Below are 11,169 nucleotides of genomic sequence, written 5' to 3'. Positions count from 1 at the left end.
CGCCCGGTTACATTCCGAACCCGGAAGCTAAGCCTTTCAGCGCCGATGGTACTGCAGGGGGGACCCTGTGGGAGAGTAGGACGCCGCCGAACAATTATTGCGAGAAGACCCCGCACCGGGAACGGTGCGGGGTTTTCTGCGTTTAGGGTCGTCCTATGCGCTATGAACTGGTCATCTTCGACAACGACGGTGTTCTCGTCGACAGCGAGCCGATCTCCAACCGGCTCCTGGCCGGCTATCTGACCGAGCTGGGACACCCGACGTCGTACGAGGACTCCCTCCGGGACTACATGGGGGGAGCGATGCACCGGGTGCACGACCTCGTGCTGGAGCGGACCGGGCGGCGGCTGCCCGACGACTTCGACGACGTCTTCCACCGGCGGGTGTTCGCGGCGTTCGAGCGCGACCTGGAGCCCGTGCCCGGTGCCGTCGACGTCCTCGGGAAGCTCGCGGCGGACGGGACGGCCTTCTGCGTGGCCTCCTCCGGGAGCCACGAGCGGATCCGGGTGGGGCACCGGAAGACCGGGCTCGACCAGTGGTTCGGGGACGAGCGGATCTTCAGCTCCGAGGACGTGGGGCGGGGCAAGCCCGCACCGGACCTGTTCCTCCACGCGGCCGAGCGGATGGGCGTCGCGCCACAGCGGTGTGCCGTGATCGAGGACAGCCCGCTCGGCGTGCGGGCGGCCCGGGCCGCCGGCATGGACGTCTACGGGTTCACCGCGATGACGCCGCCCGCGAAGCTCGCCGACGCCGACCGGCTCTTCGGCGACATGGCGGACCTGGAGGGCCTGTTGCAGTGACCGGCCGCGGTGAAGCTGAGCCGGATTCATCTTTGGCTGGATCTACCCACGGGTAAGCGGGGGCCCTACGCTCGCCGCCATGACTGATGTGCTGCGGCGCGGCAGGGTCTCGTTGGCGTTCGGCTTCTTCGCCCAGGGGGTCGCCTTCGCGCTGCTCGTCACGCGCATCCCGGCCGTCCAGGACCGGTACGGCGTGTCCGACGCTCTCCTGCCCGTCTTCCTGGCCGCCGTGCCCGTCCTCGCCGGTGTCGGCAGTGTGGTGACCGAGCGGTGGGTGCGGCGGACGCCACCGAGCCGGGTGCTGCGGTGGTCCCAGCCCGTGGTGCTCCTGGCCCTGCTCGGCGTGGGGGTGGGGGACCGGATGGCGGTGCTGGCCGTCGCGCTGGCCGTCTTCGGGCTCGCGGTGGGCGCGTTGGACGCGTCGATGAACATGCTGGGGGTGAGCCTGCAACGGTCGTACCGGCGGAGCATCATGCTGGGGTTCCACGCGGCGTACAGCCTGGGCGGGATTCTGGGCGCCTCGCTGGCCTGGGCCGGTGCGCACTGGGGGCTGGCGCTGTGGGTCTCGTATCTCCCGGTCGTGGCCGTGCTGTTGCCGGCCGCGCTGGTGGGCAGCCGTTGGTACGTCGACGGGGAGGAGGAGGCCGGTGGGGCGGCTGGGAGTCAGGGGCCGCGGAAGGGGGAGAGCGCGGGCGTCGGCTTCATGGTGCTGCTGCCGCTGTGCCTGGTGATGACGTTCGCGTACATCGGGGACTCGACCGTCTCCAACTGGAGCGCGAAGTACCTCCAGGACGTGCTGGGGAGTTCGGAGCAGACAGCGACCGTGCCGTACAACGTGTACATGGTGACCACGCTGGTGGGGCGGGCCGTCGGGGACTTCGGTGTGCGGCGGTTCGGGGCCGCGGCCGTGGTGCGGGTGGGCGCGGTCGTCGCGGCGTGCGGGTTCGCGGTGGTGGCAGGGGCTCCGGGGGCGTGGGTGGGGATGCTCGGGTTCACGCTGGTGGGGCTTGGGTTGTGCGTGCTGGTGCCGCAGACGTTCGCGGCGGCCGGGCGGCTGGCCGCGGAGCGGGACGGCCGGCCCGGTGCGTCCGACGCGGCGGTGGCGCGGCTCAATGTGTTCAACTACGTCGGTTTTCTGATCGGTTCGCCGCTGGTCGGGGCGCTCGGGGATGTCTGGAGCTACCGCGGGGCGATGCTCGTACCGATGGTGTTGGTGCTGGTGACGGTCGTGTACGCCCGGTCGTTCGAGGCTCAACCGGACCGATACGGTGGCGGGCATGAGCGGTCGCGCACAGCTGATGTGGGACGAGGCGGTAACGGGCTATGACTTCGGGCCGGAGCATCCGATGGACCCGGTCCGGCTCGCCCTGACGCGAGGACTGGTCGGTGCCCTGGGGCTCGACCGTGAGGTGGAGGTCGTCTCGGCGCGGCCGGCCGGGGAGTCGACGCTGCGGCTCGTCCACCGGCAGGACTACATCGACGCGGTGAAGGCGGCCTCGGCGGAGCCGGGTTCGGCGGACGGGTCGTACGGGCTCGGGACGGTCGACGATCCGGCCTTCGCGGGGATGCACGAGGTGTCCTCGCTGATCGCCGGGCAGTCGGTGGGGGCGGCGGAGGCGGTGTGGCGGGGGGAGGCGTCGCACGCGGTGAACTTCGCGGGCGGGCTGCACCACGCGATGCCGGGCGCGGCCTCCGGGTTCTGCGTGTACAACGACGCGGCGCTGGCGATCGCGCGGCTGCTGGAGCTGGGGGCCGAGCGGGTCGCGTACGTCGATGTGGACGTGCATCACGGGGACGGGGTGCAGGCGGCGTTCTGGGAGGACCCGCGGGTCCTGACGGTGTCGCTGCACGAGCATCCGCGGACGCTGTTCCCGCAGACCGGGTGGCCGGAGGAGACCGGGGCCGACTGCGCCGAGGGATCGGCGGTGAACGTCGCGCTGCCCGCGGGCACCGGGGACGCGGGGTGGCTGCGGGCGTTCCACGCGGTGGTGCCGGAGGTGCTGGCGGACTTCCGGCCGCAGGTGCTGGTGACGCAGCACGGGGCGGACACGCACTTCGAGGATCCGCTCGCGCACCTCGCGGTCTCGCTGGACGCGCAGCGGGCGGTGCAGGTGGCCTGCCACGAGCTGGCGCACGAGCACGCCGAAGGGCGGTGGGTGGCGCTGGGCGGGGGTGGCTACGCCGTGGTGGACGTGGTGCCGCGGTCGTGGACGCACCTGGTGGGGATCGCGGCGGGGCGGCCGGTGGAGCCGGAGACGGTGATCCCCGAGGGATGGCGGCAGGAGGTGTTCGCGCGGACGCGGCAGCTCGGGCCGATGCGGATGACGGACGGGCGCTGGCCGGTGTCGTGGGCGGCGTGGGAGGCGGGATACGACCCCGCGGACCGGTTGGACCAGGCGGTGGTCGCGGCTCGGCGGGCGGTGTTCCCGTTGCGAGGCCTGCTGGCCTGACGGTGTGCGGGCCCGACCGGGGTGAGCGGGGCGCGGTGCCCGCGACGGTGCGCGGGCCCGGCGTCGAGGGGGTGCTCAGCGGGGGTGCCCCCGCTCGAGTCCGGCCGCGCCCGGGAGGTTACGCCGACCGTGGGTGGATTCGGGCGTTCCTCGTCGCGGAGGCGGCGGAACCGGCAGCATCAGGTGCGTGCTGACCCGTGAAGCTCTTCGGGCCCATCTTCTGGACGCCGCTCTCGCCGGGGTCGTGGCGACCTCGCGCGAGGTGAGCCTGCGCAGTTACCGGTTGTTCGCCGCACGGGATCCGCGGGCGCTGATCGGGATCGACCCGGTGCGGGACTGGGGGCAGCGGGAGCTGCTCGGACTGATGGCGGAGAGGTGCGGCGTCTCGGCCGATCCGCGGCACACCTCGGGTCAGGACGTGATCGACCCGGACCGGACCCTGGCCGCCCTCGACGCCTTCGCGGGCCGGCTCGCGGCGGTCGCTCAGCGTGGCGCACCGGTCCTCCTCGGCACCGGGCACCCGCACCGGCTGCTCGGTTTCTACGTCGCCTTGGCCGAGGCGCTGTCGGCGGCGGGATGTGCTGTCCTCACCCCGGCGCAGGGTCGCCGTGTCGACATAACGACCCGGTTCGGTCTACGCACGTACCGTCTCGACTACGACCGGGGAGTCGCGTTGGTGCGGGAGCCCGGTACCGGACGCGCCGGTGGTGAGCCCGGCGCACACACGCATTCGCCGCTCCCGGTTCGTACCGCGCTGGCTGTCGCGGCCGAGGGCGGAGGGCCGCTGCCCGAGCTGGTGATCGGGGACCACGGCTGGGTCTGCGGAGCAGGTCAGCTGGGGTTCGAGGCGATCGGGCCGGCCGACACGGACGATCCCGCGCCCTTCGTCGGCCAGGCGGAGGGGTCCGTGTCCGTCGTCGTTCCACTTGATGACGCTGTGCGTTCCGAGTACTACCGACCGCTCACCCGCTACGTACTCAATCGCGCGTGTCTGTCACGGTAGGGAAGCGATGGGTGCACCTCTTCCCCATTCGCATCACCCGCCCCTACATTGGGGAGTGAGCACGCAGCGACGAAGAGTCACCGGAAGGGGAAGCCGGTGGCCGTCGAGTGCGGAAGGTTCAGGTGTGTCATGGCTGCAGCAGGCGAAAGGCCTCTGAACGAGGTTCAGTTCCTTACCGTGGCGGAGGTCGCCTCGGTGATGCGCGTGTCCAAGATGACCGTGTACCGGTTGGTGCACAGCGGTCATCTGCCCGCGATCCGGGTGGGACGGTCGTTCCGTGTCCCGGAGCAAGCGGTTCACGAGTACCTCCGCGAGAGCTACGTGGGGGTGGAGACGGCCTGACGGTGGCCCGGGGGAGGCTCTCCGGGCCCGCCAGGGCTCATCAGGGCTCATCAGGTCCTCTCCCGGCCTCCCGGACCCCCTCGGCACCTCGATTACGACCTCAGCGCTCGGGCGGGTAGGCTGACCCCTCGTAGGTCGTGTGGGCCCATGGCGCCCAACAACCGAGTGATGAGAAGTGAGCGAGGGTAGTCGTGGGCTCTGTTATCAAGAAGCGGCGCAAGCGGATGGCCAAGAAGAAGCACCGCAAGCTGCTCAAGCGCACGCGCGTTCAGCGTCGCAACAAGAAGTAAGCGACGCTGCGCCGTCAGCGTGTCCTGTGGCCCCCCACCGCGTCCGGTGGGGGGCCACAGTCGTGTCCGGCGCGGGGCTCGGCCGTATCCGCTAATTCTCGTCATGTGCCGCGTCCGGTGGTGGTCGCCGTGCGACACCGACCGGCTAAGTTGGCCCGCAGACGGGAACGCGGCAGGGTACGGAGCGAGGCGGAAGGAAGGCGCTGATCTTGGGCAAGGTCGTGCTCGTGACCGGAGTGGCCCGGCCGCTGGGGGGCCGTTTCGTGCGGCGCATCCAGCGCGATCCCGACGTGGACCGGGTCGTGGCCGTGGACGCCGTCGCGCCCGAGCACCATCTGGGCGGCGCCGATTTCGTGCAGGCCGACATCCGGCAGTCGGCCATCGGGCGGGTGCTCGCCGAGACCCGCGCCGACACGGTCGTCCACCTGGACGTCACGGGTACGCCCCTGGTCAGCGGCAGCCGTACGTCGGTCAAGGAGACCAACGTCATCGGCACGATGCAGCTGCTCGGTGCCTGCCAGAAGTCGCCGGCCGTGCAGCGGCTCGTGGTGAAGTCCAGTACGAACGTCTACGGGTCCGCACCGCGCGACCCGGCCGTGTGCACCGAGACCACCGCCCCCAAGTCCCTGCCCAGCGGCGGTTTCGCCAAGGACGCGGTGGAGGTCGAGGGGTACGTGCGCGGGTTCGCGCGCCGGCGCCCCGACGTGGCGGTGACGGTCCTGCGGTTCGCCAACATCCTGGGCCCGGGCGCGGACACCCCGCTCGCCTCGTACTTCGGACTGCCGGTGCTGCCGACGGTGTTCGGCTACGACCCGCGGTTGCAGTTCGTGCACGAGGACGACGTGATCGAGGTCCTGCGGATCTCCTCGCACGAGCCGCGGCGGGGGACGCTGAACAGCGGCACCTTCAACATCGCGGGCGACGGCGTGCTGCTGCTCTCCCAGTGCTCGCGCCGGCTGGGCCGCCCCACGGTTCCGCTGCTGCTGCCGGCGGTCACCTGGGCGGGCACGCTCGTGCGTACGCTGGGGATGACGGACTTCTCCCCCGAGCAGATCCGGCTGCTCACCCACGGGCGGGTGGTGGACACGACGCAGATGCGCGAGACGCTGGGTTTTCGGCCGAAGTACACGACGGCCGAGGCGTTCACGGACTTCGCGCGCGGCCGCGGTGCCGGACTGCTGCCGCCCCAGGCCCTCGCGGGGGCCGTCGACCGGGTCGCGGAGCTGTCCCTGCGGGGCAGTGGCCCCCTCCCGACGCAGAGCGCCAACTGAGGAGCGCAGCAACGATGGCGGACGCCAAGGTCATTCCGTTCGACGACGACCGGTCGCGGGGGAGCGGCACGAGCGGCGGCGCGGCGGCACAGCGCCCGGCGCGGCGTCGTGGCGCCGGCGCGGGGAGCCGGCCCCAGGGCGCGGCGGAGTCCGCGCCGGTGCGTGAGGTGGCGCCCCTGCCGGTGCGGGACGCCGCGCAGGATGATGCCCGTGCGACGGAGGAACCGCAGGAGAGGCCGGGTGAGGCCGAGCCGCGTGCGGAGGGCGGGGACGGCGGCCTGGAGCGGCGGATCGCGGGCGGCCTGGCCTTCCTGCGCCGCCGGCTCACCGGTGACTACGAGGTCGACGACTTCGGCTACGACGCCGAGCTCACCGACCAGGTGCTGATGTCCCTGCTGCGGCCGGTGTACGAGAAGTACTTCCGGGTCGAGGTGAAGGGCGTGGAGAACATCCCGGCCGAGGGCGGTGCGCTGATCGTCGCCAACCACTCCGGGACGCTGCCGCTGGACGGCCTGATGATGCAGGTCGCCGTGCACGACCACCATCCGGCGGACCGGCATCTGCGGCTGCTGGCGGCGGACCTGGTGTTCGTGCTGCCGGTGGTGAACGAGCTGGCCCGCAAGCTCGGCCACACGCTGGCCTGCGCGGAGGACGCCGAACGGCTGCTCGGTCAGGGCGAGCTGGTCGGGGTGATGCCGGAGGGGTTCAAGGGCATCGGCAAGCCGTTCGGCGAGCGTTACAAGCTACAGCGCTTCGGCCGGGGCGGCTTCGTGTCCACGGCGCTGCGGCAGGGTGCGCCGATCATCCCGTGCTCGATCGTGGGCGCGGAGGAGATCTACCCGATGATCGGCAACGCCAAGACCCTGGCGCGGTTGCTGGGCTTCCCGTACTTCCCGCTCACGCCGACCTTCCCGTGGCTGGGTCCGCTCGGCGCGGTGCCGCTGCCGACGAAGTGGACGATCCAGTTCGGCGAGCCGATCCCGACGGACGGCTACCCGCCGGAGGCCGCCGACGACCCGATGCTGATGTTCAACCTGACCGACCAGGTGCGGGAGCAGATCCAGCACACGCTGTACAAGCTGTTGGTGCAGCGGCGGTCGGTCTTCTTCTGAGGTGGGGTGTCCCCGTGCCGATGGGTGCGGTGAGTCGGCGGACGGAGTCCGGCGCAGCTGCGTGAAGCCCGCGGAGCGGTGCGAGGGCAGCGGACGGGAGGGGCCAAGCTGTTGGTGCAGCGGCGGTCGGTCTTCTTCTGACGTGGGGTGTCGCGTGCCGATGGGTGCGGTGAGTCGGCGGACGGAGTCCGGTTGAGGCTCGCCGTACGCCGACGGGGGCGCCCCTCGTGGGAGGGGCGCCCCCGTCGGCGTACCAGCCGTGGATCAGTCCGCGTCCTCCGCCTCGATGCCCAGGCCGGGCAGCAGGCCGGGGAGGAGGGGCGGCAGGGTCACGTCCGGCTCGGCGGGCGGGGTGTTGCCGCCCGTGGACGGAGAGGCGGGGCCGCTGTCCTTCGGCGGGTCGAGCAGGCCGCCCGTGTTGCCGCCGAGCAGGCCGTCCTCGGCGCTGCCGGAGCCGGCCGACTCGCTGGGCGCACGGCTGTCGCCGCGCCCCCGGTCGGGCGTGCCGTCGCCGCCGGTGCTGGGCGTCGACGTGCGGCCGGAGCCGGGGGTGCCGGTGGTCGCCGACTCGGAGCCGCCCCGTCGGCCGCCGTCGCCGCCGCCGCTCTCGTCGTCCTGGGCCGGTGGCTGCGGCAGCATGGACTGCAGCGGGGCCACGTCGTCCTCTATGGCGTCGAAGACCGATGACACCTGTTCGCTGACGTCCCCGAGCTGTACGGGCAGGCGCTCGCGCAGGGCTCCCCAGGCTTCCCGGTGGGAGCGGGAGAAGGCGGAGAGCGCCTGCATGGGGGCGAGCGACCCGGGGTCGCGCGCATAGGCCGCGCTGAGCAGCCGGTGGCCCTCGGACGCGTCGTGCCGCATGCCGGACAGGGCGCGGCGGATCTCGCCGAGGGACTCGTGGTCGAGGGGGCCGCTGCGCCCGCGCTCCATCAGCCGGCGCGCCTCGCTGAGCCGGGTCGAGGCCAGGTCCAGATAGGCCTCGCCGCGCTCGTCGTCCCCGTCGGTGAGACCGAGGCGGAAGTCCTCTATGCCGCGCTTGAGGCCGTAGAGCGAATCGCCGGGCAGGGCGTCCGAACTGGCGGCGGCGACTCCGCCGAAGGCTCCGGCTGCCACGCTCACGCTCAGTCCGCCCGCGGTGAGGCCCTTGGCCAGCCGTGAGCGCGGCCGGAACCTCTGGAGCGGGGCCGCCCGGTGGGTGCCGCGCGTCCGGCGCTGCTCGGGAACCGAAGTGGCCGCCGCCCCGCCCTCCTGGAGCATGGCCTCGAACGCGGCCACCAGCTGGGCTCGCTGGACGACCTTGACCTCGGGATCCAGCTCGGGCCGGGGCAGCGTCTCCAGACCGGTGGCGAGGGTCAGGAGACGACCCTGCTCGGTCGGTTCGACGGTGGCCTCGGCGCCTGTCGGTCCTTCGGACTGCTCGGCCGCCGCCCCGGGATCGGACTGCTCCTCCAGAGCCTGGGCGAAGGCGTTCGCCCGCCGGTGTGCCGATACGTTCGCGATCACTGGCGGCACCTCCTCTCGTCATGACGGTCGACTCCCCAGGGGGTCCTGAGGGTTGCACACCCTGATCGGAACCACCCGATCGTGTGATCGGAGTCGACCAGGGGGTGACCACAGGGAGCCTGCATCCCGCACAACGAGCGGCGTGGCACTTGGGTTACGGACGGTGGATGATCGGACCGCGGACTCAACAGACTCTCACTGGTGGTCATGTGGGGACAGCGGAGAGTTCCGGTGGGGACGGCGCCTCGGGGCGCCGGGATCTCAGCGCGCGTCGTCCGGGAGCAGCCGGGCCAGGGTGCGCACCGCCCGGTACTGGAGCGTCTTGATGGCGCCCTCGTTCTTGCCCATGACGCGGGCCGTCTCGGCGACCGAGAGGCCCTGGAGGAAGCGCAGGGTCACGCACTCCTGCTGCTGCGGGTTGAGCCGGCGCACGGCCTCCAGCAGGGCGGCGTTGGAGAGGGATTCGAGGACGGAGTCCTCGGGGGACCGCTCGACCTCGTTGGCGTCGAGCATCTCGCCGGTGGTGATCTCCAGGCGGAAGCGGCTGGACTTGAAGTGGTCGGCGACCAGGTTGCGGGCGATGGTCACCAGCCAGGCACCGAAGTCCCGCCCCTGCCAGGTGAAGGTGCCGATGCGCCGCAGGGCCCGCAGGAAGGTCTCGCTGGTGAGGTCCTCGGCGGTCGCCTTGCCGCCCACGCGGTAGTAGATGTAGCGGTACACGGTGTCGCTGTACTGGTCGTAGAGCCGTCCGAAGGCGTCGGCCTCGCCGGCCTGTGCCCGCTCGACCAGGTCCATCATGCGGGCGCTGTCGCTGTCCGCGGCGGGACGGCGGTGGGTGGTGGCGGCGGCCCCGGACGAGGACGACCGCGCGCGTCTGCCGACGGCGGCGCTTCCGTCGGCCAGTGCGTAGCAAGGACCGACGGGGGTGGCGGCGGTGGCGAGGACGGGGACGGCGTACGCGGTGGGGACGAAGCCGCGCAACAGGTCTTGTGCTGTTTTGACCGTTGCGCGCAGCGTAGCCAGGCCCGAGGCGTCAACCCCGACGTGTGGGTACACGGGACTCCCAGAGGCAGAGCTTCCATCACGTGCAGTACGGAACCATTCACCCGTCGTAGCGAAGGTGGGGTGCCGGAATGCGTCTGAGGAGAATAACGCTTCGTGCAGGCACTGCTACGCCCAGTTGCTCAAATCATCGATTACGTCGCTTCCGTGCCCGATTGACGCTCGATCAGCTGCAACAGGGTGATCACTTGGTGACCGGAATGGTTCGGATTCCGGTTGACTACAGAGCGTGTTGTGGCCGATGTGAGAAAGGTGGACTGGAGCGGCCGGCCGACGGGTACGTCACATGGCTCGGTGCGCCGGCCGGCCCGGGTCAGCGGCGGCGGCGGTGCAGCGCGATGGCCGCCGCGGTGCCGCCCGCCACGGCCCCGACGCCCGCGGCCGCCGGGATGCCGACCTTGGCCGCCTTGCGGCCGGTGCGGTAGTCGCGCAGGCGCCACTCCAGATCGCGGGCGTGCTTGCGCAGCTTGGAGTCCGGGTTGATGGCGTACGGGTGTCCGACCAGGGACAGCATCGGGATGTCGTTGTGGGAGTCGCTGTAGGCGGCGCAGCGGGACAGGTCGAGGGCCTCCGCGGCCGCCAGCGCCCGTACCGCCTCGGCCTTCGCGGGGCCGTGCAGCGGTTCGCCGACCAGCTTGCCCGTGTAGACGCCGCCGATGGACTCGGCCACCGTGCCGAGCGCGCCGGTCAGGCCGAGGCGGCGGGCGATCACCTGGGCGATCTCCACCGGGGCGGCCGTGACCAGCCAGACCTTCTGCCCGGCGTCCAGGTGGGCCTGGGCGAGGGCGCGGGTGCCGGGCCAGATCCGCTCGGCCATGTACTCGTCGTAGATCTCCTCGCCGATGGTCTTCAGCTCGGAGACGCGGTGGCCCTTGACGATCGACAGCGCCGAGTCGCGGGCGTCCTGCATGTGCTCGGGGTCCTCGAGACCGGCCAGCCGGAAGTAGGCCTGCTGCCAGGCGAACCGGGCGAGGTCGCGGGTCTCGAAGAACTTCCGCTTGTACAGGCCCCGGCCGAAGTGGAAGATCGCGGCGCCCTGCATGACGGTGTTGTCGAGGTCGAAGAAGGCGGCCGCGCGCTCGTCGCCGTGGACGGGGAAGTCCGGCTCCGCGCCCGTGTCCGGCGCCGCGCTCAGCGCGGACTTGCGGGCTGCCTCGGCCGAGGCCTCGCCTGCCAACACGCTCCGCGCCGTGGCGGAGCGCCTACGGGGGGTGAGCCATCGAAGAGCGGCCATGTCCGTGAGCATAGCCAGTTTGTTCGGAGGCTTCGGAGCCGAGAGGTTCGGAGGGTGTGAACTCTGGGCGACCGGGTCGCCGCAGGAGCGGTCCCCGGTGCG

11 protein-coding genes and 1 rRNA gene are annotated in these 11,169 nt (G+C 71.8%); 9 read left to right on the top strand and 3 right to left on the bottom strand.

All coding sequences use genetic code 11. The annotated features are described in order from the left end of the window. The 9 genes from rrf to AC07FV_RS33910 form a co-directional block, all read left to right on the top strand. A 5S ribosomal RNA gene (gene rrf, locus AC07FV_RS33950) occupies window positions 1-92 on the top strand; the annotation flags it as partial. 63 nt (window positions 93-155) lie between these two features. Next, window positions 156-800, top strand: coding sequence for an HAD family hydrolase (locus AC07FV_RS33945; RefSeq protein ID WP_479091539.1), 645 nt, complete (start codon window positions 156-158; stop codon window positions 798-800). A gap of 79 nt (window positions 801-879) precedes the next feature. Next, on the top strand, window positions 880-2,127 hold the full coding sequence (locus AC07FV_RS33940) for an MFS transporter (RefSeq protein WP_479091538.1): 1,248 nt from the start codon (window positions 880-882) through the stop codon (window positions 2,125-2,127). Further along, a complete protein-coding gene (locus tag AC07FV_RS33935) occupies window positions 2,078-3,250 on the top strand; it encodes an acetoin utilization protein AcuC (RefSeq protein WP_383646684.1) in 1,173 nt (390 codons plus the stop codon). Before AC07FV_RS33940 ends, AC07FV_RS33935 begins: the two co-directional genes overlap by 50 nt. 187 nt (window positions 3,251-3,437) lie before the next feature. Further along, window positions 3,438-4,253 carry a phosphatase gene (locus AC07FV_RS33930; RefSeq protein ID WP_479091536.1) on the top strand — a complete coding sequence of 272 codons (816 nt, stop codon included), beginning with the start codon at window positions 3,438-3,440 and terminating at the stop codon, window positions 4,251-4,253. A 129-nt stretch (window positions 4,254-4,382) separates the two neighbouring features. Continuing rightward, on the top strand, window positions 4,383-4,595 hold the full coding sequence (locus AC07FV_RS33925; protein WP_004984898.1) for a helix-turn-helix domain-containing protein: 213 nt from the start codon (window positions 4,383-4,385) through the stop codon (window positions 4,593-4,595). 191 nt (window positions 4,596-4,786) lie between these two features. After that, window positions 4,787-4,885, top strand: a complete 99-nt coding sequence (locus tag AC07FV_RS33920) for a 30S ribosomal protein bS22 (RefSeq protein WP_003948845.1) — start codon at window positions 4,787-4,789, stop codon at window positions 4,883-4,885. A 209-nt stretch (window positions 4,886-5,094) separates the two neighbouring features. Further along, the gene (locus tag AC07FV_RS33915) at window positions 5,095-6,156 is read left to right on the top strand and encodes an NAD-dependent epimerase/dehydratase family protein (protein WP_479091534.1); all 1,062 of its coding nucleotides are present in this window, start codon (window positions 5,095-5,097) and stop codon (window positions 6,154-6,156) included. A gap of 14 nt (window positions 6,157-6,170) precedes the next feature. After that, on the top strand, window positions 6,171-7,268 hold the full coding sequence (locus AC07FV_RS33910; protein WP_479091532.1) for a lysophospholipid acyltransferase family protein: 1,098 nt from the start codon (window positions 6,171-6,173) through the stop codon (window positions 7,266-7,268). A 264-nt stretch (window positions 7,269-7,532) separates the two neighbouring features. Here AC07FV_RS33910 and AC07FV_RS33905 read toward each other — a convergent pair whose 3' ends face one another. From AC07FV_RS33905 to AC07FV_RS33895, 3 genes are all read right to left on the bottom strand, one after another. Beyond that, window positions 7,533-8,771, bottom strand: a complete 1,239-nt coding sequence (locus tag AC07FV_RS33905) for a DUF5667 domain-containing protein (protein ID WP_479091530.1) — start codon at window positions 8,769-8,771, stop codon at window positions 7,533-7,535. 261 nt (window positions 8,772-9,032) lie between these two features. Continuing rightward, on the bottom strand, window positions 9,033-9,827 hold the full coding sequence (locus AC07FV_RS33900) for an ECF subfamily RNA polymerase sigma factor, BldN family (protein ID WP_479091529.1): 795 nt from the start codon (window positions 9,825-9,827) through the stop codon (window positions 9,033-9,035). A gap of 319 nt (window positions 9,828-10,146) precedes the next feature. Then, window positions 10,147-11,067: an HAD family hydrolase gene (locus AC07FV_RS33895; protein ID WP_479091527.1), complete on the bottom strand. Its 921-nt coding sequence runs from the start codon at window positions 11,065-11,067 to the stop codon at window positions 10,147-10,149. Window positions 11,068-11,169: the final 102 nt, after the last annotated feature.

The organism is Streptomyces sp. NPDC045956 (genome assembly GCF_056430705.1).
Note: the sequence above shows the minus strand (reverse complement) of the source record. Positions and strands in the feature narration are given on the sequence as shown.

Coding starts and splice junctions, on each gene's coding strand:
- AC07FV_RS33945 (WP_479091539.1), top strand. CDS start 156: ATGCGCTATGAACTGGTCATCTTCGACAACGACGGTGTTCTCGTCGAC.
- AC07FV_RS33940 (WP_479091538.1), top strand. CDS start 880: ATGACTGATGTGCTGCGGCGCGGCAGGGTCTCGTTGGCGTTCGGCTTC.
- AC07FV_RS33935 (WP_383646684.1), top strand. CDS start 2,078: ATGAGCGGTCGCGCACAGCTGATGTGGGACGAGGCGGTAACGGGCTAT.
- AC07FV_RS33925 (WP_004984898.1), top strand. CDS start 4,383: ATGGCTGCAGCAGGCGAAAGGCCTCTGAACGAGGTTCAGTTCCTTACC.
- AC07FV_RS33910 (WP_479091532.1), top strand. CDS start 6,171: ATGGCGGACGCCAAGGTCATTCCGTTCGACGACGACCGGTCGCGGGGG.
- AC07FV_RS33895 (WP_479091527.1), bottom strand. CDS start 11,067: ATGGCCGCTCTTCGATGGCTCACCCCCCGTAGGCGCTCCGCCACGGCG.